We start from the raw sequence: 24,394 nt of genomic DNA, 5'->3' as shown, positions 1-24,394 counted from the left end.
AGAGTTTTAAAACAAGAGCACATTATCACTCAGCACGGCTATCATCATGATAGATATTGTGAAGTATTTGCTGGTAGGCGTCCCGTAGTGAGTCGCGCTGGGTGTCGGCGATATCATGCATATCTAGGCAGCGCTCAAAGACTGCTTCTACTTTTAAGTCTTGTAGCGTTTCAGAGCTTTGTTCCTGGTTTAATACTTTATTATAGGTGCGAGTATTATTGATTTTGAGCACTTCGCAAGACAAGCCTTCTATCATCGTGTTGATGTCCTCACGCAGCTCACTGACGATCTCATCACCGGTATAAACCACCTCTAACCAAATCGAGTCAGCTGGCTCTAGTGATTTGATAGTATCTGCTATAACGCTCAGATCCCCTGAGATTTGCGCTAACTTTTGAAAGCAAGGTATATGTACAGAGATCACTTGCATACTATTACTCTCATTTGAGTAGAGCGTTTTTGTGTATGAACTTTCAGAGGTGTCTAAATTTTCATAGCTTAGCGTTTGAGTCGTTTCTTCTTCAATACTGTTAAGCGCTTCAAAACCAAATAAATCATCTATCAAATCATTGGTATGAGTAATCGTTTTTTTGACAGGTTTTATAACGGTTTCACTTAAGGAGTGAGGCGATTTTTTTACAGTAGATAGCACGTCGCCAAATTGCACGAGCAATACTTGCTTTTGCTGCTTTGCTTCACCAAAGCCCATAGCGATGGGCGAACCTGAATAGCGAATATGTTCTTGACCGCCAACGCGCTGGGGTACATGCAAATGACCAAGCGCGACATAGTCAAAGCATTTATCGAACATCTCAGCTGATATTTTACCCAGATTGCCCACGTAAAGATCCCTTACGCCATCGTCCTGTGTCGTTTTGCTACCTGCCGCAAACAGATGACCAGTCGCGATAATAGGAATATGGCGATTGTGTTCTTGGGTTAATGATTTTTGCGCGTCCCTCGCTAATCGTGCAACCTCATCGTAGTGCGCGCGAATGCCTTTTATGACATTAGCGTCTTTGCTGTCCATGGACTCGCCTGCATGACTACTACGTACATCGCGGTCACGTAGATAAGGCACGGCGGCGATAATACAATGCGGACTACCGTCTTTGTCATTTAATACTAAGACTTCATCGTTTAGATCATCGCAAGCAGTACCGATAACGTGCACATTTAAGAATTTAAGGACTTGGCTTGGCGCATCCAAAAAAGTTGGGGAGTCATGGTTACCGGCGACGATAACGATATGATCACAGCATAATGTCGATACTTTACCCAAAAACTTATAATATAAAGCCTGCGCGCGGTTGCTTGGCGTCATCGTATCGAAAATATCCCCTGCGACAATGAGTACATCGACACTTTGGGCGCTGATGGTGCTCTCAAGCCAGCCCAAAAATGCCTCGAACTCGTCATAACGCATGCGTCCATACAACCTGCGACCTAAGTGCCAGTCAGAGGTGTGCAGGATGGTTAAGGGTTTAACTAAAGAGGTAGTGGTGGTGACAAGCATAGGTCAGCTTACAGACTAAAAATAGATGGCATTTATTCTAACAAGAATTTTGCCGCTTTAAACAAATACTTTGGAAATAGACTCCTTATGTGGGATAAAAGCAAATTTTAAATAAAAAAAGGTCATACCAAGACTACTGATATGACCTTTTTGTTTATCTTGATTTTATATCAGTCTAACCTATCACCAACTGCTCCAAACCCTCATGCTGCGACTCAGCCAAAGAAGTGATCATTGATAGCGCGTGGGCATGCTGTCCATCAGGATGATGAGGGTGATTTTGAGTCACTAGATCTTTTGGCGCCCTAGTATTACCACCGCGCAGCCAATTATTATCCGTATTACTATTATCCGTAACACTAGTGGCATCGTTTTGATTGTACCAAGCCAAATCGTGATGCAATGCCACCACATCACCCATGATAAGAAGAGCAGGCGTTGGTAATTGCTTTTGCTCTTGCAGCTTAACAATCGTATCGAGAGTCCCTGTTAACACTTGCTGATTGGGCATACTAGCATTTGAGACAATAGCGATAGGGGTGTCAGCGGCGCGGCCTGCATCTATCAAGCCTTCGGTCAGACGCGGCAAGGAATGCAAGCCCATATAAAAGACCACGGTCTCGTCAGTATTTAAGAAGCTTTTAAAATTATTGTTAGGTGCGCCTGCCTTTAAGAATCCTGTGACAAAGCGCACAGATTGCGAATGATCGCGGTGGGTGAGCGGAATACCAGCATAGCTAGCAGCGGCGTTGGCGGCCGTGATGCCTGGCACGACTTGATAAGGGATATGCTGCGCGCGTAGGCTCTCAATCTCCTCACCGCCGCGACCAAAGATAAACGGATCACCACCTTTTAGGCGCACCACGCGGCGACCTTTTTTGGCCTCGTTGATTAACAGCTCATTGATACCCAATTGCGCGACCGCATGATTGCTACGTTTTTTGCCGACATAGACCTTGTCCGCATCACGTCGGCACAGATCAAGCACTTGCGGCGAGACTAGCGCATCGTAAAAGACAATATCGGCCTGTTGCATGAGACGCAGTGCTTTAAAGGTTAATAGCTCAGGATCACCTGGGCCTGCGCCAACGATATAGACTTCACCAACAGGCTGGGCGTACTTATGGTGTTCGTTTTGCTTATCATTAGCACTATCTTGTGGGACAGGTGCATGAGCGCTTAACGTATTAGGCGCATCCTCTTGTGTTTTTGAGGCGCTGACAGGTGTGGTTTTAGATACTGCAATCTGCGCCGCTGTTTTATCTAGATCAGCCTTTAATAGCGCAGTCGCCTCAGCCTCGTTACCTGCGAATACTAGGGCGCTCACTTGGCCTTCAAAGGCGCGCTCCCAAAACTGGCGACGAGCTGTTAGCGTTGGGATCTTTGCTTTGACCTCACTACGCAGATCACCTGCTAATTTGGCCAATTTACCATAGCCTTGCGGAATTAAAGTCTCAAGGCGGGCGCGCAAGAGGCGAGCCAGCACGGGCGCTTTGCCATTTGAGGAGATACCAATGACAATGGGATTGCGATCGACGATAGCGGGAAAGATAAAATCACAAAGCGGCGGCGTATCAACGACATTGACGGGGATATTCAGCGCGGTGGCGTCTGCATGAATCTGATAATTGAGCACCTCATCATCGGTTGCGGCGATAATCACGCGCGCGCCTGTCATATAGGACTTATCGTAGTGTTTATAAATGAGGCTATGCTTATCGTCACTAAGGAGTGCCTGAATATCTGCCTCTATACTAGGCGCCAAAATGGTGATATGCGCCCCTGCACGGCTGAGCAAATCGGCCTTACGTAGTGCCACATCGCCGCCACCAACGATCAGCACTTTGCGGTTATCGAGCTTAAAAAACAGTGGAAAAGTATTCATAACAGCACCAAGGATAGGTCAATCTAATAATACTGATATTATGAAGGCTTGCGCGCAGAGTCTCACGGTGTGTATTGGCATTAGTATAGTTATTTTTGTCATAAGCGCAGGAGATTTCGCGGTATATAGGAATAGAGAGGATGCCTCTTATACGCAGTTAAACACATGCAAACATTGACCCTTAGTTAACTGTGCTAGGATGTTTTAATAATCTATAACTCACATAAGGATAATGACTATGACATCACAAGATAAAAAACTACAAGACACAAAATTAAAAGATAGAGTCGCTATCGTATTTGGTGGGACATCAGGACTAGGGGAGGCCACCGCAAAAGCCTACGCCGCTGAGGGCGCAAAAGTGGTCGTTACTGGACTGAGCGAGGATGACGGCAAGCGCATCGTCAAAGCTATTGAAGATAGCAACATCAATGTAGGCTCGCAAGCCACGCAGATGGCAGGCCCAGGCGGTTCTGCTTATGTGACCTCAAAGCATGCGGTATTAGGATTTACCAAGCAGTTGGCATTTGATTTTGGTAGTCAAGGCGTCAAAGTAAATATTTTATCACCGGGCTTCATCGAAACGCCGATGACAGAGGGCATCGAGGATGAGCGCTTAAATCGTATTCCTGCTCAGCGCGCCGGCAAGCCTGAGGAAATATCGGCCCTGGCGGTGTTCTTGGCGTCTGATGATTCCAACTACATGCATGGCGCGAACGTGTTTATGGATGGCGGTTGGGTGCTCGGTCGTTAGTAAGTTATAAGTGTTAACGAATTTTTGCCTGATACTTGCACAAAAAAGCCCTTTCATAACGAGAGGGCTTTTGCTTGATAGGTCACTGTCAACGATTACAGCTGAGTATGCAGTCCACATTCACGGCTTTCTTCTACCTTGGTTGGGTCAAAGTAGTCATGCTCATTTGGTAAGTTGTGCTCATCTAAATACTTGTCTAAATCAGCATCATTTTTATCGAATAGTGGCGCGACTTTTAATACGCCATCTTTTGATAGGCTCAGCACATCAAGACCTTGGCGGAATTCAGTTTGATCTTTGCGAATAGCATTGAACCAGACGTCAGGCTTTAGCTCATCGAGTGCACGGCGAAACGGCTCAAGTTTGACTTGTTCTGTAAATTCGTCATGCTGTGGGTTATCAATACCTGGAATACCATTCATGGTGGCGTCACGGTGGGCTGCGGTTTGCTTAGGAATATAGGTAACCACGTTTAGGTCTAAATCGTTGATAACTTTATTCGCAAAACGATAAGTCGCATCCGTGTTGTAGCCTGAATCTACCCATAATACGGTGATATCAGGACGCTGTTTGGCGACTAAATGCAAAATCGCTGACTCATACGGGCGAAAATTGGTGGTGATAATTGGGTTTTTGGCTTGGCTTAGCGCCCACTCAACGATTTGCTCAGGTGTTTTGCCTTGCAAGTCTTGGTTGGCTTGGTCGATATCAAGATTTGGGTGTAGTTGGCTCATGGTAGATTCCTCAATTGTTCATTTAAAAACGATGAATAAAAATTAATACTAGGGCGTGTTGAACATTCAACCATGGCACTGCTGATCGCTAAAATGGTTCCAGACACGGCGCAAGTCGAAGATAATGTCTAGACCTTAGCTTAACTTGCAACACACTGCTTATATAGAGCTGGGGGGCAATTTTAGCATCAGCCTGAAAAGACAGAACTCTTTTTTGCCGCTCCTTTGATAAAAATAGACGCTTAGAATGACTAAACTTACTATTGTTATCTTTGAATCGCCTAAAAAATAGTCTCTGTCAGTGCGTATTTGTGAATGTTCAATACGCCCTAAGGTTAAGCACCTGCAAACATAGGCAAATCTGCGGCGCGGCGACCATCATAACTACTAGCAAGCGCCGTAAAGGCCTGCTCGATATTAAAAGTAGAGTCTGGATGGACGTCGTGCTCACCCAGTACAAAGCTATCGACGCCGACGCGCAGCAGATAAGCAATTTGGTCACGGCCAAACTCGCCAGCCACGCGTATTTCATCTTTGTAGCCAAGTTGACGCAAGGTTTGTACAAAGCTAAAGCTGCGTCCATCAGCAAATTTGGGCACGTGGATGACGATGAGTGACTGCTGCAATAACAGCTCACTGACTGCACTCAATACATCAGCGTCGGTATCAGCAGTGATCCACACCCCTAAACGGCTCGAGTGCTGCTCGATAAGCGTATAGACTTCTTTGACAAGGCCGCTTGCAAGTAGCCCTTCATTGCCCAGCAAATCGTTAAGTGGCACTATGACTTCAGGCTTTTCTTGTCGTTGTAGCAGCTCAAGTAAAGTTATCTCACTTAAACCAATGCTATCTGGCAAGTTGTCTGTCGCAAGCGCCTGCCACGTATCATCAATACTCACATCAACGCCTTTACTATCTAATATATGATGATTAGCCATAAACCTTTTCCTTAAAGGGATCAATACCGACGCGCTCAACCAATTCGCCAAAGCTCTCAACGTCATTATCTGTAGTCGCGCGCAGCTCAACATAGACATCAACGATCTGTTGAATGGTATCCGCCACCGCTTCGGTAGGCACTGAGCGGCCCAGTATTTTGCCAAGTTTGGCATCGTTGCTAGAGTTACCGCCAAGGCTGATCTGATACCAGTTCTCGCCTTTTTTGTCGACGCCAAGGATACCAATATCACCAGTGTGATGATGCGCGCAGGCATTGATACAGCCTGACATATTGAGGCGGATATCACCTAAATCGTAGAGATAGTCCAAATCGCTAAATTGATTCTCAATTTGTTCAGCAATATTATGGGTGGTGGCATTAGCAAGCGAGCAGTAATCCCAGCCCGGGCAGACGATCATGTCAGTTAAGGTATTGATATTAGCGCGGGCTAGATGTAGCTCTACCAGTTGTTGCCACAGCTCATACAGTTTGTTGACTTCGACATCGGCAAACACAAGATTTTGCTGATAGGTGCCGCGTAGCTCACCAAAGCTATAGGTATCGGATAAATCAGCGAGGGCGTCCATTTGCGTATCAGTTACATCGCCTGATGGGACGTATTTGCCATCAACGAGCCCTGCCTTTAAGGAGATGACTACCGCGCGGTAACCGGCAACTTTATGCGCGACCGTGTTTTGATTGTACCAATTGGCAAAGTCTTTATTATCTGTCAATTGCGCTTGCAAGTTAGCTTGTACTTGCAACGCGTCAAACGCTTTATAATCAGGCTCACTAAAGAAGCTAATGGCGGTGGCAAAGTTCTCCTCCGTTAACGTCAGCTCGCCATCCTTGGTGTTCGCCTCCCACTCGGCATCGACGAGTTTGGCAAACTCGCGCCCGCCCAAAGTATCGACCAAGATCTTGATGCGTGATTTATACTTGCTGCCCTTGTCACGGCGACCGTGCAAATTATAGACGCGCAAAATAGCATCTAAGTAGCTAAGCAGATGCTCACGGGGTAAGAACTCATTGATAACTTTACCCAGTACTGGAATACGACCAAGACCGCCGCCAACGAGCACTTCAAAACCAAGCTCGCCTGCATCGTTTTTCTTTAGATGCAGACCGACATCATGCACTTGGGTGGCGGCGCGGTCTTCATCCGTACCGATGACGGCAATCTTAAATTTACGCGGCAAAAAAGCAAACTCAGGATGAAAGGTTGACCACTGACGGATAATCTCACAATAAGGGCGCGGGTCTGCGATCTCATTTTGGTGAATGCCCGCGTAGGGGTCGGTTGTAGTATTACGAATACAGTTGCCCGAGGTTTGAATGGCATGCATTTGCACTGATGCCAGCTCTGCCAAGATATCAGGAACGTCCTCCAACTTGGGCCAGTTAAGCTGAATATTGGTACGCGTGGTGAAGTGTCCGTAGCCTTTATCATATTTGCGGGTAATCTCAGCCAACTTGCGCAGCTGATAGCTGGCGAGTAGTCCGTAAGGAATAGCGATACGCAGCATAGGGGCATATCGCTGAATGTAGAGGCCATTTTGCAAACGCAGGGGCAAAAACTGCTCCTCTGGTAGCTCGCCTGCTAAAAAGCGCTCGGTCTGATCGCGAAACTGGGCGACCCGTTCTTCCACTAGCGTTTGATCAGCGTAATTATATTGATACATGATGTCATCTCAGTTTATTTTATTCTTGCGCCGTAGAATAGCGCCTATACCTTGGGCAGCACTTTTGCGGTGCTCGTAACCAGTGCTCAGTGCTCGGTGCCCAATACAGACAGGTGTAAAGCAATACTGGGTCACATCATATAAGCTTATGCATTAAAACAGTAATTCCTTTAAGTCATATCCATATCCAAAGTCAGCATAAATTTTCATAATCAAAATTGGTTAGCCTAGGCGTCATCCATTTATTGCTCACAACCTAAGGTTATAAAACACTATGACGTCTATTCCTGCGCAGTCAACATCAGATAATCAATCACAATCCAAGCTAGTCCCGCCACATGGCAGTGACACTCTAAAGCCTTTGCTATTAAAAGGACAAGCGCACGCTGATGCGCTCAAACTTGCCAGAAGCTTGCCGACCATTACGCTCAGCTCGCGCGAGCGCGGTGATTTGATTATGCTAGGTATCGGCGGTTTTACCCCGCTAGAGGGTTTTATGAACCAAGCCGACTGGCAAGGGGTGGTCGATGAGATGCGCCTAAAATCAGGTGATAATGCAGGTCTGTTTTGGCCCATTCCTATTACGTTATCCGCGCCAAAAGTCATGACCGATAGTTTAAATCAAGGGGATAAAGTCGCCTTGGTCGCAGATGATGGCGAAGTGATGGGTATCCTCACGGTAGAGGAAACTTATACTATCGATAAAGATCATGAATGCCAGCAAGTGTTTACCACCACTGATCCTGAGCATCCAGGTGTGCAGCAAGTCCTCAATCAAGGGGAGGTCAACGTCGCAGGTCGCGTCGAGGTGCTTAGTGAAGGCGAGTTCCCAGCGCTGTATCCTGAGATTTACAAAACTCCAAGCGAGACTCGCGCAATTCTCAGTGACAAAGGCTGGAGAACGGTTGCCGCCTTCCAAACGCGTAATCCAATGCATCGCTCGCATGAGTACCTGGCCAAGATTGCCATTGAAATATGCGATGGGGTGCTCATTCACTCCTTATTAGGGGCGCTAAAGCCAGGTGATATCCCAGCCGATGTACGCCAAGAAGCGATTAAAACCTTGATTGATAACTACTTTAGATCTGACACGGTGATACAAGCAGGCTATCCACTAGACATGCGTTACGCAGGCCCTCGTGAAGCATTATTACACGCCGTATTCCGCCAAAATTACGGCTGTAGCCACCTCATCGTTGGTCGGGATCACGCAGGCGTCGGTGATTACTACGGTGCGTTTGATGCGCAGACGATTTTTGATAAAGTTGAAAAGGATGACCTTATTACGCAGCCTCTAAAGATTGGCTGGACGTTTTGGTGTAATGCTTGTAATGCTATGGCCTCTGACAAAACTTGCCCGCATGACGCTGCCGATCATGTCAAAGTATCAGGTACCAAACTGCGTAAAGCGCTATCAGAGGATGAGGAGGTGCCAGAGAACTTTAGCCGTCCTGAGGTGCTTGAGATCTTGCGTGAATACTATGCCGGTATTGCTAAGGAAGAACGCGCTGAGGTCAAGCTCACTGGCGCATCGGCGGTGTAGTTCGAACGAATTATAGCTAATGAATGCACAATCCCCAGTTTAGCGACTGGGGATTTTACTTTTTTATCTATTCTATATTTACAGCACCACTTCATAATGTGTACTACGTCCTGAAGCGATGGACTTTTTTAGTATGTCTTTTTCTATTAAATCATTAATATCTCTTAACGCGGTATCCGCTGAACACTTTGTCATCAAGGCCCACTTTTTAGTCGTAAGCTTGCCATAAAAGTCAGTCAATAATATGTTGAGCATTTTTACTTGTCTTGGGTTCAATGATTGCTGACGGTGATTCTGCCAAAAGCTGGCTTTTCTGATGATTTTATCTGTTGTTTTCTGTGCGGCTAATAGCGCTTGCTCTAGCGTTTGTAAAAACCAAACTAACCACTGCGTAATATCTGAACCCCCTTTTTGCGTACGCTCTAGTATTTTGTAGTATGTATTGCGCTGTTTAAGTATTTGAGCTGACATACTGTAAAAACGTTGCAGACTACCATCACTTTGAGCTAGCGTTCTTTCGGTGATTGCACGCGTCAAGCGGCCATTACCATCATCAAAAGGATGCAGGGTCACAAACCATAAATGAGCGATACCAGCTTTGATGACTAGATCCAAATTATCTTGCTCATCTGCGGATGTATTAAACCAAACTAAGAAGCGCTCTAACTCTATGGGCAACCTATCTGCACTTGGCGCCACAAAATGGACTTGCTCACGCCCGTAACCACCAGACACCACTTGCATAGCTCCTTTGCTATCATCACGAATTGCTCCTGCTTTGATGCTATACAGTCCACTATATCCTGTTGGGAACAGGGCATTGTGCCATCCCAGCAAGTCATTCAACGCCAGTGGCTCTTGATAACCATAAGTGGCTACAAGCATCATCTCAACGATCGCATCGATTTCACGCGTGGCAGCAGGCATGTCGGTAGTCTCTATACCTAAATGCCGTGCGACCGAGGAGCGTACTTGCTCATTATTTAATGTCTCACCTTCAATCTCAGATGTTTTAACGACTTCAAGAGTAACCGCATCTAATTGTGCTTCAACTTTCAAATCAAAACCCAAGGTGACTAACTTACCAAGCAGATGTCCTTGTAATATCCGCACACGACTCACTAGAGGTAGTAATTGCTTATCTGACCAGCACCACTGTGTCCAGTCTGATCTTTCATGAATATAAATCGCCTGCTTCATTGTTATTCCTAAGCCATGAGGCAATCAAAAAGCTGTGCGGTCATTAATAACCTAATCTCCGCATATTATGCAGAGATTAAGAGGCTTATTCAATGCATTTTGAGTACTAAGCTTATGCTAATTTTTAAAGTCAAGCTTTCTCTAGACGTCGATGCTTTAATCCAGATCTAAATCTCTTGCAAGTTTTTGATACTCGCCAGCCATAGAGCCGCCGCCTGAGCAAAAGCGACTCAGCGTGTATTTGTCTTGGCTATCAATAGCGAGGGTATCGTCTTTAAATTGAAAAAAAACGCTACTGTCATTTATATGTGTCTTAAAAATAATGCCGTGCGCTTGATCTTGACCTAATAAAGTTGCCATACCATTGAACTGACAAGTTGACTTTTTGATATCGCTACGGCTATGCACTTTTATCTTAATACTATCTTTAACGTCACTATCGTGACTAATTTTGATAGCCACCCAGTCGTAACCCTGCGCTCGCTTGTTATAACCCTCAGAGACATAGCTGCCAATGACTCTTTTTGCGGCAGATGAAGGCTTATATTGGACATCGACTGATTGACCTAAAGTGTGCGTTGATAATGTCGTGTGCGTGACATGAGTAGGAGACGTACTACAGCCGCTAACAGTAATAACAGCGAGCAGCGCCGCGGCAGTAGCGTAGGGCAGAAGTGGAGTGGTCATATAGTCGCTCATTTATTAAAGTTGAAAACATACGATTTTGCAGGCAGCTCGTAGAATACCCAATAAATTCACTTATGCCAACTTGAATAGGTGATAAGCGAATTTGTCACTAAGCAATAGATAAATCAGCTGCTAGCATAGCGCTCATTACTGCGAGAGTCTGTTGTTTATCACCTAAGCTTGCGCTAGTCATAAAAATGAGTCATTCACCTAACAGAGAACTGCTATGACCAAAAACGTAGTTACCCCTAAGCGATCGCGACCTAATAACCGCCAGCAAAACCCTTATGTTCAATCAAGCGCATTACTGATGACGGGTGCTGTTTTAGTGTTAGCAGGCTGCACGCAAGCGCCTGCTACGCAAGCGGATATAGACACAGCTTTGCACGATATTAAGCTACTCAACGTCTCCTATGATGTATCACGCGACTTTTATAAAGAATATAATCCACTGTTTAAAGCGGACTATCAGGCGCAGTATCCAGATAGTGATGTTCAGATTGATCAATCGCATGGTGGCTCTAGTAAGCAGGCGTTATCAGTAGCTAATGGCTTGCAAGCAGACATCGTCACTTTAAACCAAGAAAGTGATATGAATCTTCTTGTCGAAAAGGGACTGGTTGCAACCGATTGGAAGCAGGCTTTTCCAAACGATGCCGTTCCTTATACCAGCACTATCGTACTGCTAGTGCGCCAAGGCAATCCAAAAAATATTCAGGACTGGCAGGATTTGGCACGTACAGATATCGAGGTACTCATGCCAAATCCTAAGACCAGTGGTACCGCGCGTTACGCATTTTTGGGTGCCTACGGCTACGGTCTTCACAAGTTTAGTGAGGTTGCCCAAAGCGCGGCTCAAACAGATACTTATATGAGCAAACTACTTGCCAACGTCGTCACTTTTGACAATGGTGCCCGTGCGGCAACCACCAGCTTCACTCAGCGCGGGCTAGGGGACGTGCTCATCACCACCGAAAACGAAGCGCACCTAGTCGCAAAGCAGCACGCTAAAGGTCAAGTGGATATCGTTTATCCAAGCTATTCTATTAAGATCCATAACCCTGTCGCTGTCGTCAAAGCTGTGAGCGACAAACACGGTAGTACCGAGGCGGCTAATACTTATCTAAAAGGGCTGTGGGATGCACCTGCGCAAACGCTCATAGCAAAAACGTATCTACGCCCAAGCGATGAAAACATACTTGCCGCACATAGACAGACGCTACCTGAGATTGAGACTTTTGAGCCAGTAGCTGTCTTTGGATCGTGGACACAAATTATGGATGAATTTTTTGTTGATGGTGGACGTTTTGATAAGCTGGTACAAAAGAGCACTTCGTAGAGTCGTTAGATGACATGCGGTTTTGTGCCTAGTAAAAGTACGGTTTATTAAAAGGCAAAGGCACAACATTGCAACCATACAAGTCTCTGATAGCGATGGATTTTGTAGAATAAAAGGCGAGTCCATTGGCTATTTTAAGGTTTGTGTTTCGCGTTATTATTCCATTTTGGCAGAAACATACGCATATTCATCATTAAAGATAATAAGCTGGCGCTGTTAGCATACTGGCATCCCTTAACTCACATGACCTATTTTGAGACTCCTATGACTTATCAAGTTTATAAAAACAAAACCATTAGTACACTAAGTATTGCAGGTCTTGCGGTCACGCTTGGCTTAGCGGGCTGCAGTAACAACGAGAGCGTTGAGACGACAGCTAATACCGACGGCGCGCCTGCAACTGAGAACCAAAATATCGAGCTACTCAACGTCTCATACGATGTAGCGCGTGATTTTTATAAAGATTATAACCCTATGTTCGTTGAGCACTACAAATCTGAGAATCCAAATGCGACTGTGAATATCAAACAGTCTCATGGCGGCTCAAGCAAACAGGCGTTATCTGTGGCAAATGGCTTGCAAGCGGATGTGGCGACGATGAACCAAGGCTCAGATATCGAGCTACTACAAAAAGAGGGCTTGGTCGCTGATGATTGGGAAGCTCAGTTCCCTGATAACGCCGTACCCTTTACCAGCACGATCGTATTTTTGGTGCGTAAAGACAATCCAAAAAACATCAATGATTGGGAAGATCTCACCAAAGAAGGTGTTGAGATTGTCATGGCCAATCCAAAGGTGACCGGTAACGGCCGTTATGCCTTCTTGGGCGCTTATGGCTACGGTCTGCATGCTTTTGATAATAATGAAGACAATGCCAAAAATTACGTCCGCGACATGCTCAAAAACGTCAAGGTTTATGAGAATGGTGGACGTGCGGCGACCACAACCTTTGTACAGCGCGGTATCGGTGATGTGCTCGTGACCTTTGAAAACGAAGCCAATCTTGCCGCCACGCAGTTCGGTCAAGGTCAAGTTGATATCGTCTATCCTGATTATTCTATTAAGTCAGAGAGCCCCGTTGCCATTGTAAAGGCTGTAACGGACAAAAAAGGGACGACAGATGCGGCCAAAGCTTATCTGGATTACCTATGGAGCGAGCCGGCTCAGCAGCTAGCGGCTGATCTATACCTGCGTCCTAGCGTCAAGAGCGTACTTGATAAAAACGGTGATAAATTACCACCTGTTGAAACCTTCCGTCCGAACGATGCCTTTGGTTCATGGGATGAGATTATGGGTACGTTCTTTAGCGATAACGGCGTCTTTGATCAGCTCGCCGTCAATGCTCCGCAATAATTAAGCGCTTTATTCACTATAAGCGACTGTAGCTTATGGATATTGAGACTTATAAATATGCAGACATGGGGACATAGCGATCACTGCTATGTCCTTTATGGTATAAGGCATTTCAATTGTAAAGTCATAAAAAATAAGAACAAACAGGACTACCCTTATGAGCGCAAAGACTCCTTTAGCCAATACGCTTGCTCCCCCTAATAAAGGCTGGCTCATGCGTTTGCGTCAGCGCAACGTGCTACCAGGCTTTGGTCTTAGCATGGGTATCACAGTCTTTAGTTTATCCCTGCTTGTGGTATTGCCGTTTGCGATGATGGCTTATACCACCACCCAGATGGGCTGGAGCGGGTTTTGGGAGACCATATCCCAGCCGCAGGTCACCGCCGCAATTAAGCTGAGCCTTTGGATGTCGTTTTTGGCGATGCTGACTAATATGGTGTTTGGTACCCTTGTCGCTTGGGTGCTGGTGCGCTATGAGTTTTGGGGCAAGTCCTTGATTAACGCCTTAGTTGACTTGCCTTTTGCACTACCGACGGCGGTAACGGGCATCTCGCTTGCCACGCTCTATGCGCCTAATGGCCTAATCGGACAATGGTTTGCCAAGATTGGTATTCAAGTGGCGTTTACGCCGATCGGTATTTGGCTCGCTTTAGTAGTGGTCAGCTTTCCCTTTATCGTTCGCGCCGTACAGCCTGTACTCGCTGAGTTATCGGTCGAATTTGAAGAGGCATCTGCAGTACTGGGTGCAACTCGTTTGACGACGTTTCGCAAAGTGATTCTGCCTGAGCTATTACCTGCGCTGTTTATGGGCGCTGGCATGATGTTTGCGCGGGCAACTGGTGAGTATGGTTCAGTAATTTTTATCGCGGGCAACATTCCCATGCAGTCTGAGATCTTGCCTATCATCATCATCAGTAAACTTGAGCAATTTGATATTCAAGGGGCGTCGGCTGTGGCGCTATTTATGCTGATGATCTCGTTTGTTATTTTGCTCAGTATCAATATCGTGCAGTGGAAACTGTCGCGCCGCGTAGGAGCTCGCTAATATGCAAATCGCCAATAGCTACGACTACCAAAGCAATCCTGCGACCAAAGATAAACCATGGGTCAGACGAGTGTTTATCGGTATCGCCGTCTTATTTATGATTATCATGTTAGTCATCCCACTGCTTGCCGTGTTTTATGAAGCGCTAAAAAATGGTTGGGATTTATATATTGCTTCCCTAGTTGAGGATGAGGCGCTACAAGCGATTAAGCTGACTTTGCTCACTGCCGCTATCGTTTTACCGATCAATATGGTGATGGGTATTGCTATTGCTTGGCTGGTAACCCGCTATCAATTTCGGGGTAAGCAATTGGTGACGACCTTACTTGATTTACCATTTTCGGTATCACCTGTGGTTGCAGGTCTGATGTTTATCCTGCTGTTTGGTCTAAATTCCCCTGTTGGCGGCTGGCTTGAGAGCCTAGGGTTTCAGGTAATATTTGCGGTACCAGGGATTGTGCTTGCAACGCTTTTTGTGACCTTTCCCTTTGTCGCCCGTGAGCTTATCCCTTTGATGCAAACCCAAGGCGACTCTGAAGAACAAGCGGCATTGACCCTAGGTGCCAGCGGTTGGCAAACGTTTTGGCACATCACAATGCCTAATATTAAATGGGCGCTGCTATATGGTTTGATATTGACCAATGCGCGCGCGATGGGTGAGTTTGGTGCGGTAAGCGTGGTATCAGGGCACATACGCGGTGAGACTAATACTATGCCGCTACTCGTTGAGATTGCCTATAACGAGTATAACTTTACCGCCGCTTTTGCCTTGTCAAGTTTGCTTGCCGCTTTAGCACTCGTCACTTTGCTGGTGCAGCAGATTATGACAAAGATGCAATCACGTAAGTTTGCCAAGTCTGAGCGCTTAGCGGCAGCGCCTGAGTTGCCAGTGAGCGCCAATGCGACGGTTAACAATCAGCCAATCGAGAAACCAGCTAAAACCGACGGCGTCAAATAAATCCTAAAGAATGACACAGAGATATCACTATGAGCATTGAGATAAGAGACGTTAATAAAACCTTTGGTAAGTTTACCGCGTTGGATAATATTAATATTACCGTGCCAACTGGCAAGCTCACGACTTTACTTGGTCCCTCAGGCTGCGGCAAAACGACCTTGCTACGTATCATCGCAGGGCTTGAATATGCCGACTCAGGTCAGATATTGTTTGATGGGGTTGATGTGACCAATACGCCCGTGCAAAAGCGTCATATTGGCTTTATGTTTCAGCATTACGCGCTGTTTCGCCACAAAAACATCGCTGATAATATCGCTTTTGGGTTGACGCTACTGCCCAAAAACGAGCGACCTAGCAAAACTGAAATCAAGCAGCGCGTGGCTGATTTATTAGACTTGGTCCAATTGCCGCAATTGGCTAATGCCTATCCTCATCAATTATCTGGCGGACAGAGACAACGTATTGCGCTAGCGCGAGCATTGGCGGTCAAGCCTAAACTCTTGTTACTAGATGAGCCGTTCGGCGCACTCGATGCCAAAGTACGTAAAGAGCTGCGTACTTGGCTTAAGAACATCCATCACGAGCTGGGTATCACCAGTATTATGGTCACTCATGATCAAGAAGAGGCGCGAGCAGTATCAGATGAGATTGTGGTGATGAATCAAGGACGCGTTGAGCAAGTCGGCACGCCCGAGAGTCTCATTGAGCAGACGAGCAATGCCTTTGTCAGTGATTTTTTGGATTTGGTATAGCTGTTTGTAAAAGTGAATAGGCATAAAAAAGACCTAATATATAGGTCTTTTAAATTAGAGGTTTACAAGCGGGGCTTTTTTCCCCTCGGCTTGTTTGACCATGGTCTCATGGGTGGACTCAAGAATGACTTGACACCACTGCGGCAAATCATTTGCCACTTCATACCACATCCACGTACCATCTCGTACTGCATTGAGCAGACCGATTTTTTTGAGATGATTAAGATGACGCGAGATTGTAGGCTGCGGCTGATCTAGCATATCTACCAATTCACCGACGCAGCGCGCTTCTTTTTTGTATAGAATATAAAAAATATTTAACCGAGTTGGATCAGACAAGGCTTTGAACAGTCCAAGCGGTTGCATTACAAAACTATCGGTAGTCATAGACGTTTCCAACTTATGGTTTGGTTTAATGAGAACAATATATCAGTAGTTGAATAAATAATCGAATATATTGGTTAAACTTTACAGTTTTCGTAAAAGCTGTACGAGCTAAATATATTCATTCACAAACATATAGTTAGGGACACGCTAGCGTAATATTCATACATGACAATTACTTTGATTGCTCTGTCAACTTACTATACTTACTCTATATTTGAAAACATTTGTCAGTACAATCCCTGACCATCTTTGGGTTTTAGGCGCAGAAAATGTAATCCTGACAGGATAGTAATGACGCCTAACACCCAGTAGGTCGTTTGAAACGCAAATAAAGTATCAAATTCCATGCGCTCACGCAATAGATTTAAAACCGCGGCGCCAAATGCGATACCAAAACCGATAGCCAGTTGCTGATTGACGGCCATCAAACTATTGCCACTACTCGTTTGTGTACCTTGCAAATCGCCTATAGTGAGTGTATTCATGGCACTAAACTGCATGGAATTACTCGCACCCATTAATATCAGCACGGGAATATACCATATCCAGTAAGAAGGGTCATTAAACTGCGCTAAGACAATAATCAGTACGCCGAGCATAATGGTATTGACCACCAGAACTTTACGGTAGCTAAAACGTTGGATGATTTTGCTGACCCAAGGCTTGATACCTATTGCGCCAATGGCGATAGGGGCAAGTAGCCAACCTGCCTGCGATGGCGAGTACTCAAACACGACTTGTAAGAGTAGCGGTAATAAAAACGGCACTGCGCTAATGCCAAGACGGGTAAATAAATTGCCAACAATACCAATGCGAAAGGTACGAATTCCAAATAAGCCTAGCGGAAATAGGGGCGCGGCTCTACGTCTAGCGTGCCAAACATACGCGCCAATAAGTATTGAGGCGATAGCGCCAAGTAGTAGGCCGTACACTCCGCGCCCTGATTGCGAGCCAAACTCAACCGCTAGGGTAAATCCGCAGGCCGCGGCGGCAAATAACAAAAACCCTGTCCAATCTAAACGCTGGGTGTCCTCAAACAAGGCGGGCACCAGTTTGCGCCCCATAACGAACCCAAGTAGCCCCATAGGAATATTGATTAAAAATATCCAGTGCCAGCTGGCATACTGGACAATATATCCGCCAAGTACAGGGCCAACTAAAGGCGCAATAAGCGCGGGTATCACCGCAAAATTCATGACGGTAAGCAGCTGGTTACGCGGATAGGACTTGACTAAGATAAGCCTCGCCACTGGCGTCATCATCGCACCGCCTAAACCTTGTATGATGCGTGACCCAATTAAGATGTTAAGCGTAGGCGAGGCGGCGCACATTAAAGAGCCGACAGAGAAGACGACAATGGCAGATAAGAACACACGGCGCGTACCGTATTTGTCTGCCAAAAAACCACTAACGGGGATAAATATAGCCAAAGCGAGCGCATAACTGATAACCGCCCATTGCATTTTAAGCGGCGACTCACCAAGTGCTAACGCCATTTGCGGCAATGAAGTGTTCAAAATAGTGGCGTCAAGGATCTGCATAAACAAAGCCACTGCCAGTACATAAGGCAAAAACTTTTGCTGAGTGGGGGTCAATGTCACCATTATCGCCTATCTTAAATTACCTAAGTGGCGCTAGTATAAGAACTCCGCCCAAATAATTAAAGAGCATCAAAGTAAACGTATGGATTACTAAATAAGGCTTTATAGCGCCTTGCTATGCCCGTTATAGTAGGGCGGCGATGCAACATAAACCTACAATCACCATCAAATAACAATCTAAGAGGATAACCCATGAGCCATATTGACAACCAAGCAAAATCTTACACGCCGCCCAAAGTCTGGACGAATGATCAAGAAAATGGCGGTAAATTTGCCAGCATCAATCGCCCAGAATCAGGCTCGCGCCATGAGCAAGTATTACCTGTAGGACAAGCGCCGCTACAGCTATACTCCTTAAACACGCCAAACGGTATCAAGGTCAATATCTTGTTAGAGGAATTGGCTGAGCTTGGAATCAAAGAGGCGGCTTATGATGCCTACAAAATAGACATCTCAGAGGGTGATCAATTCGGCTCAGGGTTTGTTGAGATCAATCCCAATTCTAAAATACCTGCTTTGGTGGATCATAATAGCGGCACAATTGATGCCAATAAAAATGATGAGCCGCTTGCGGTATTTGAGTCGGGTGCTATCTTGATGTACTTGGCAGAGAAATTTGGGCAGTTTATACCGATGCAGCAGGGACGCGCGCGCAGTGAATGCTTATCATGGGTAATGTGGCAGATGGGTAGCGCACCGTATCTGGGCGGCGGTTTTGGTCATTTTTATGCCTATGCGCCATATCCGATGGAATATCCAATTAACCGCTTTACTATGGAGACCAAACGCCAGCTTGATGTCCTGGACAAGCATTTGCAGAATCAAAGATACATGTGCGGTGATAGCGAGAGCGATTACAATATTGCCGACATCATTATTTGGGCATGGTATGGTCAATTGGTACTCGGTAAGCTGTATGAAGCAAAAGAGTTTTTGCAAGTTGATAGCTATGAGCATCTAAAACGCTGGGCGCAAACGATAGCAGAACGCCCTGCAGTTAAACGTGCAGTTGAACTGCCTCTTAATCCTATTAGTCAATCTTAATAACCGTATACTTTACTGTCTAAAGTACTATACAAAACAGGCCTGATAAGGATATTCTTATCAGGCTTTTTGGTAAGCTAAGCTAACAAGGCTAGTATCTATAGACAATAAATTTTAATAATCGTTACATATTTCGTTGATTGCATTATTACATAATGCTACATTATAATAATAGATTGACACACTACCCAGCTAGAATGGCTCATTATTGTCCTTGAATATGCAAGTGTTATTGAGGAGAGATCGCACTATGGTACAGATCTATCGAAATATAATAAAAAGACCAATAGCCAAAAATATGTGGCGTATTACCGCTATATCTACAGCATTTATGCTATCTAGCTTTTCGACTCAAGCCGCTACATCACTGGAATTTACTCAACAAGACTGGCAGGCGGTGTGTGACAATACGCGTACTTGTCGGCTCGCAGGTTATCAGGCAGAAGGTAGCTCAGAGCAGCCCGTTTCTATTCTCTTAGTTAGACGCGCAGGCGTTGATACCAGCGTTGAGGGCAAAGTCAAATTTGGCGGCGCTAAAGAAAGCTCCTCTAAAGCTTTGATGCAGTTGGGTAATCGTCACCGCATCTCATTGTTTATAGATAATAAAGATTTGGGCGAGATTAAACCTCTGTCATCAGGAGACGCTGATCTTACTGCAGCGCAAGTGAATGCCTTAGTCACAGCACTCGCTAAATCTAGCAAAATTGAGCTGGTCTTACGTAACACCCGCTGGCAGCTCTCTGATAAAGGCGCAACCGCTGCTATGATGCAAGTGGACGCGGTGCAAGGCCGAGTAGGGACGCCCAGCGCTTTGATAGGCTCAGAAGACGCGACTAGATCGAATACTAGCGTACTCTCGGCCGCTGCTGCGCCCTCTTTAAATTTGGTACTTCCAAGCTCTCAAACCACCAATCAAAGCACCAAGTTTGTTATGCGCGCATCCAACCTTGCCGCTCTGCTTAAACCCACTTTAAAAGATAGCAGCGACTGTCCTAATATTGCCGATAGCTCCTCTTGGCAAGTGGCGCGTTTGAGTAGCACCAAACTACTGGTGCAGCACAACTGTTGGAGCGCCGTCTATAACTCTGGCGCCGGCGCTTGGGTTATCAATGATCGCAAGCCCTATAACCCGCAGCTGGTAACGACCAATGCTACTGAATACAAAAGCGGCAAGATAAGCGCGGTACAAAAAGGGCGTAGCCTTGGCGACTGTCTGTCCAAAACTGACTGGATATGGAATGGCAAGCGCTTTGTCAAAAGTCATGAAAGCACCACAGGACTATGCCGCATGGTGTCAGTTGGCGGCGCATGGCAGCTACCTACATATGTCTCTGATGTCAAAATTATCCGTCAGTAATGGATTATTGATAGGCCTGTGAATTGAAAAATTAAAAAAACACGAGCAGATATATTTTACTATGCTATACTACGTCGCCACGCAATTTGATATTGCGTGAATTATGAGATTGATAACATCGCCTGCGATTTTGGGTCTAGGACGACCATGAGTAATTGTTGCCGATGATTTTGTGTTCTGAAATAATCCTATTATTTTTGACTCATATCTTATCTACTGGCTTATATGCCAAATTGAGTGTTATTTGATTTTATCGGCTTTGGATTAAAGCTTTGATAAAACGTTTATAACAGGCAAGGATAAGACACTCGGCGCTACCACCAAAATACGTCAGACAACAGACAACTTTTTTAGACTGCTTTTAGTAGCAAATATCATCGATAGATGATCTAAGTTGTATGATGCGCGGTTATCAGTGGTAGGCAACTGGCATGCTGAATTTACAGCAGCCCATACTACCAAGGCAACTCATGACTGATATCTTATCTACAATCGCCGCTCAAAACGGCATCATCGATAGCAACAATACTGCAAAAACTGATACTGCTACTCAAGCGCCTACGACAGACGCGACTGTCAGTGAAACAACTGACGAAAACCAAGTCACTTTTAAAGACCTTAACATTGCCAAGCCCATCTTATCAGCGCTTGATCGCAGTGGTTATACCAACCCAACTCCTATCCAAGCACAGGCCATTCCTTTTGCTCTAGAGGGCCGTGACCTTTTATTATCAGCGCAAACAGGTAGTGGTAAGACGGCAGCGTTCGTCATTCCTGTACTCGATCGTCTAAGCCGCTCAACGAGCTTTGATAAATTAACTAAAGCGCTTATCTTAACGCCAACTCGCGAGCTTGCTCAGCAAGTCCATGATAGCGTACGCACGTATTCTAAAGACATGCGCGGCGTATTCTGTGTACCTTTAGTTGGCGGCGCGCCGTACAATGGTCAGATCACAGCGCTCAAAAAAGGCGTGCAAGTTATCGTGGCAACGCCTGGTCGCTTGCTTGATCATATCAATGCAGGCCGCGTTGATCTATCAAGCCTTGAGGTCTTAGTACTAGATGAAGCGGATCGCATGCTAGATATGGGTTTTGCTGATGACATTAGCGATATCCTAAAAGCGGCACCTACTGATCGTCAAACGATTATGTGTTCTGCGACTTGGGATGGCCCTGTCGGCAAAATCGCTGCAAGCTTCACCAAAAACCCTGAGCGCGTCTCTATCAAAGTTGAATCGGCTCACATCGATGAGACGGTTTATTACTGTGATGATTTCAATCACAAAAACAAGATCCTAGATACGCTCGTCTGCCAGCCTGAAATGGAGCAAATCATCATATTTGCCGCCACTAAGCGCAGCACTGAAAAACTAGCCAAGTCTCTACAAGAGCAAGGCCATAAAGCCAGCTTCTTGCATGGTGATCTACCACAAAGCAAGCGTAACCGTATCGTGCAAGATTTGCGTAACGGCAAGTGCAAGATCCTAGTCGCAACAGACGTGGCCGCTCGTGGTCTTGACGTGCCAGCATTATCACACGTCATCAACTACGATCTTCCGCGCCAAACCGAAGATTACGTCCACCGTATTGGCCGCTGTGGCCGTGCGGGTCGTACTGGTGTTGCTATCAGCTTGTGTAGCATGGATGATCGCCCGCAGCTTAACGCTATCAACCGCTATCTTGATCGCAAGATGGAAGTGGGCGTCATCGCTGGCATGGAGCCCAAAAAGACGTACGTACCTAGTGAGAACAAGCCTAAAGGTCGCGGACGTGGACGTGGTCGCTCAAACGGCGGTGGTAGTGGCCGTGGTCGCTCAGGCAATGGCGGCGGTTACGCAGGCAAGTCAAGTGGCGCTGCTACTTCTCAGCGCGCCAGCAATGACAGCGGTTATCAAGGTAAGCCGCGCGACTCATCAGGTAAGCCAAATGAGCGCTCTGGTGGCAAGCCGTATCAAGGTAAACGTACTGGCCCTGGCCGCAGTGATGGTACTGGCGTACCGCGCGGTGATCGCGCGGCAACAGGCCGTGGTCGTCCAAGTGGCAGCCAAGGTCGTCCAGCCAATCGCTCAGGCGGTCGTTCAAACAGCGGCAACCGTGGTGGCAACTCGTAGTAGCTAAGATTAAGTAACTAAGCTTAAGTAACTAAGCTTAAGTAACTAAGCTTAAGCAGCTACACTTAAGTAACTAAACTTAAGTAACTAGATGAAGCGATTCATTTAGTTATTAGGTATAAGCCAAAGCCAGAGATTTAGCGAAAGCTAGTCTCTGGCTTTTTTTGTGTTTGGGTGTAGTATGCTTTGGTTGTAAAGTCAGTCTGACAGATCAAAGTCTAATCTCACTTACCCTTTCAATCTGACTGATCCTCTAAAAGAGCCTAGATATGCAAAAACACAATAAGCTACCTAAGCAGGTTTATTTTTTATTAGTAGCTCAAAGTATTAATTTGACCACAGCGGTGTTGTCAGTGACGGTGGCGGCGCTGGTCGGATTGACATTAGCGCCAAAAGTCAGTTACGCCACCATCCCCTATGGATTGCAGTTTTTGGCGATTTTACTGAGCACGGTTATGTTCTCAAAGCTGATGGAGAGGTTTGGTCGTTATCGTATTTTTAAGATGGGTATTTTATTTTTATTCTTGTCAGGCGTTATTGGGTTTTTATCATTAATTTATGAAAACTTTTTGTATTTGTGCTTGAGCCATTTTTTATTAGGACTGTTTATTTCAACGGCTAATTTTTACAGATTTGCCGCGACAGATATCCTAAGTGGTGAGCTTATTGCTAAAGCGACCTCAATGGTCATCTCAGGCGGCGTGTTTGCCGCTATCATCGCGCCACTACTGGCGATAAATTTAGCCAAACTATCGGACTTACCAGATTACGCTTTGATCTACTTATCCTTGTCAGTTTTAGCGCTTGTGCTATCTGTAATCCTTTATCATTGGAATCAATCAAACAGCCATCACCACAAGTCAAACACCCAGCATGTGAGTAGTACGCAAAATGCAAAAGCGGTCTCGAATGCGCTGACGGTCAAAAAATATACCCTTATCATCGCTATATTGGGCGGGGCGCTGGGCTACTACATCATGAATCTGATGATGATAGCGTCGTCACTATTTTTAAAGCAAAGTCATTCTTTTGACTATGCCTCCTACGCTATCCAGATGCATGTGCTGGCGATGTTTTTACCTTCGTTTTTTGTCGCCAAATTGATTCATATTATTAATAGCGTCAATACCATTATACTTGGCTTCTTACTCATATCGCTCTCTTGCTTATTGCCTGTACTTTTTGCTGATACTATTTATATTAATATTGCTTTGATCGTTTTGGGCGTAGGTTGGAATTTTACGTATTCAGGAGGCTCTACGTTGCTAAGCAATATTCAAGGGCCGCAAAGACTAAAATTTCAGGGGATTAATGAGACTATCATTGCGCTGTTTGCTACCTTAGGTGCTTTTTTGCCTGCGCCTATATTGAGCTACTTTGGTTGGATCAATACCAATGTCATATTCTTTGTTTTTTCGATTGCTATCTCTGCTTTTTTTATCCTGTTTGTGTTATTTTTCAAAAACAAAAGCTATAGATAGAGTAAACCACTGGGTGGATGACCTT

Annotated in this window: 20 protein-coding genes; 11 read left to right on the top strand and 9 right to left on the bottom strand. The window is 45.6% G+C overall.

Annotated elements, in window-relative coordinates; translation table 11 throughout:
- Positions 1-25: 25 nt before the first annotated feature.
- Positions 26-1,516, bottom strand: coding sequence for an exonuclease SbcCD subunit D C-terminal domain-containing protein (locus ACR64J_RS06330; RefSeq protein ID WP_435948905.1), 1,491 nt, complete (start codon positions 1,514-1,516; stop codon positions 26-28).
- A gap of 175 nt (positions 1,517-1,691) precedes the next feature.
- Positions 1,692-3,401 (bottom strand): uroporphyrinogen-III C-methyltransferase, encoded by a 1,710-nt coding sequence (gene cobA, locus ACR64J_RS06325; protein ID WP_435948904.1) that lies wholly within the window; start codon positions 3,399-3,401, stop codon positions 1,692-1,694.
- A gap of 238 nt (positions 3,402-3,639) precedes the next feature.
- Here cobA and ACR64J_RS06320 point away from each other — a divergent pair, with 238 nt between their 5' ends.
- Positions 3,640-4,155: an SDR family NAD(P)-dependent oxidoreductase gene (locus ACR64J_RS06320; protein WP_435948903.1), complete on the top strand. Its 516-nt coding sequence runs from the start codon at positions 3,640-3,642 to the stop codon at positions 4,153-4,155.
- 95 nt (positions 4,156-4,250) lie between these two features.
- Here the strand turns inward: ACR64J_RS06320 and ACR64J_RS06315 are convergent, their stop codons facing one another.
- The 3 genes from ACR64J_RS06315 to ACR64J_RS06305 all read right to left on the bottom strand — a co-directional run bounded on the left by ACR64J_RS06315 (position 4,251) and on the right by ACR64J_RS06305 (position 7,511).
- Positions 4,251-4,889, bottom strand: coding sequence for a phosphoadenosine phosphosulfate reductase domain-containing protein (locus ACR64J_RS06315; protein ID WP_435948902.1), 639 nt, complete (start codon positions 4,887-4,889; stop codon positions 4,251-4,253).
- A gap of 335 nt (positions 4,890-5,224) precedes the next feature.
- On the bottom strand, positions 5,225-5,827 hold the full coding sequence (locus ACR64J_RS06310) for a DUF934 domain-containing protein (protein ID WP_435948901.1): 603 nt from the start codon (positions 5,825-5,827) through the stop codon (positions 5,225-5,227).
- Positions 5,820-7,511, bottom strand: coding sequence for a nitrite/sulfite reductase (locus ACR64J_RS06305; RefSeq protein ID WP_435948900.1), 1,692 nt, complete (start codon positions 7,509-7,511; stop codon positions 5,820-5,822). The genes ACR64J_RS06310 and ACR64J_RS06305 overlap by 8 nt, the downstream gene beginning before the upstream one ends.
- Before the next feature lie 274 nt (positions 7,512-7,785).
- Here ACR64J_RS06305 and sat point away from each other — a divergent pair, with 274 nt between their 5' ends.
- Positions 7,786-9,054, top strand: coding sequence for a sulfate adenylyltransferase (gene sat / locus ACR64J_RS06300; protein WP_435948899.1), 1,269 nt, complete (start codon positions 7,786-7,788; stop codon positions 9,052-9,054).
- Positions 9,055-9,132: 78 nt separating this feature from the next.
- Here the strand turns inward: sat and ACR64J_RS06295 are convergent, their stop codons facing one another.
- Together ACR64J_RS06295 and ACR64J_RS06290 are read right to left on the bottom strand one after the other, a co-directional pair.
- Positions 9,133-10,254: a Fic family protein gene (locus ACR64J_RS06295; RefSeq protein WP_435948898.1), complete on the bottom strand. Its 1,122-nt coding sequence runs from the start codon at positions 10,252-10,254 to the stop codon at positions 9,133-9,135.
- Positions 10,255-10,410: 156 nt separating this feature from the next.
- The gene (locus ACR64J_RS06290) at positions 10,411-10,941 is read right to left on the bottom strand and encodes a hypothetical protein (protein WP_435948897.1); all 531 of its coding nucleotides are present in this window, start codon (positions 10,939-10,941) and stop codon (positions 10,411-10,413) included.
- Between the two features lie 226 nt (positions 10,942-11,167).
- On the opposite strand from ACR64J_RS06290, the gene ACR64J_RS06285 reads away from it, so the two are divergent.
- The 5 genes from ACR64J_RS06285 (at position 11,168) to ACR64J_RS06265 (ending at position 16,388) form a co-directional block, all read left to right on the top strand.
- On the top strand, positions 11,168-12,280 hold the full coding sequence (locus ACR64J_RS06285; protein WP_435948896.1) for a sulfate ABC transporter substrate-binding protein: 1,113 nt from the start codon (positions 11,168-11,170) through the stop codon (positions 12,278-12,280).
- Positions 12,281-12,544: 264 nt separating this feature from the next.
- Positions 12,545-13,633: a sulfate ABC transporter substrate-binding protein gene (locus tag ACR64J_RS06280; RefSeq protein WP_435948895.1), complete on the top strand. Its 1,089-nt coding sequence runs from the start codon at positions 12,545-12,547 to the stop codon at positions 13,631-13,633.
- Positions 13,634-13,847: 214 nt separating this feature from the next.
- The gene (gene cysT, locus ACR64J_RS06275) at positions 13,848-14,678 is read left to right on the top strand and encodes a sulfate ABC transporter permease subunit CysT (RefSeq protein WP_435951032.1); all 831 of its coding nucleotides are present in this window, start codon (positions 13,848-13,850) and stop codon (positions 14,676-14,678) included.
- A gap of 1 nt (position 14,679) precedes the next feature.
- Positions 14,680-15,636 carry a sulfate ABC transporter permease subunit CysW gene (gene cysW / locus ACR64J_RS06270; RefSeq protein ID WP_435948894.1) on the top strand — a complete coding sequence of 319 codons (957 nt, stop codon included), beginning with the start codon at positions 14,680-14,682 and terminating at the stop codon, positions 15,634-15,636.
- Between the two features lie 29 nt (positions 15,637-15,665).
- Entirely contained in the window at positions 15,666-16,388 is a 723-nt protein-coding gene (locus ACR64J_RS06265; RefSeq protein WP_435948893.1) for a sulfate/molybdate ABC transporter ATP-binding protein, read from the top strand.
- Positions 16,389-16,442: 54 nt separating this feature from the next.
- Here the strand turns inward: ACR64J_RS06265 and ACR64J_RS06260 are convergent, their stop codons facing one another.
- Together ACR64J_RS06260 and ACR64J_RS06255 are read right to left on the bottom strand one after the other, a co-directional pair.
- Entirely contained in the window at positions 16,443-16,775 is a 333-nt protein-coding gene (locus ACR64J_RS06260; RefSeq protein ID WP_435948892.1) for an ArsR/SmtB family transcription factor, read from the bottom strand.
- Between the two features lie 227 nt (positions 16,776-17,002).
- Positions 17,003-18,379 carry a DHA2 family efflux MFS transporter permease subunit gene (locus ACR64J_RS06255; RefSeq protein ID WP_435948891.1) on the bottom strand — a complete coding sequence of 459 codons (1,377 nt, stop codon included), beginning with the start codon at positions 18,377-18,379 and terminating at the stop codon, positions 17,003-17,005.
- 189 nt (positions 18,380-18,568) lie between these two features.
- On the opposite strand from ACR64J_RS06255, the gene yghU reads away from it, so the two are divergent.
- The 4 genes from yghU to ACR64J_RS06235 all read left to right on the top strand — a co-directional run bounded on the left by yghU (position 18,569) and on the right by ACR64J_RS06235 (position 24,369).
- Entirely contained in the window at positions 18,569-19,420 is an 852-nt protein-coding gene (gene yghU, locus ACR64J_RS06250; protein WP_435948890.1) for a glutathione-dependent disulfide-bond oxidoreductase, read from the top strand.
- Positions 19,421-19,718: 298 nt separating this feature from the next.
- Positions 19,719-20,777, top strand: a complete 1,059-nt coding sequence (locus ACR64J_RS06245) for a DUF1176 domain-containing protein (RefSeq protein WP_317199443.1) — start codon at positions 19,719-19,721, stop codon at positions 20,775-20,777.
- A gap of 470 nt (positions 20,778-21,247) precedes the next feature.
- Complete coding sequence (locus tag ACR64J_RS06240; protein WP_317199479.1) at positions 21,248-22,888, top strand: DEAD/DEAH box helicase; 1,641 nt, start codon at positions 21,248-21,250, stop codon at positions 22,886-22,888.
- Positions 22,889-23,157: 269 nt separating this feature from the next.
- A complete protein-coding gene (locus ACR64J_RS06235; RefSeq protein WP_435948889.1) occupies positions 23,158-24,369 on the top strand; it encodes an MFS transporter in 1,212 nt (403 codons plus the stop codon).
- Positions 24,370-24,394 lie beyond the last annotated feature (25 nt).

This window comes from Psychrobacter sp. DM8 (assembly GCF_051307025.1).
Taxonomy (GTDB): Bacteria; Pseudomonadota; Gammaproteobacteria; order Pseudomonadales; family Moraxellaceae; genus Psychrobacter.
This window is presented reverse-complemented; position numbering and strand designations above follow the sequence as displayed.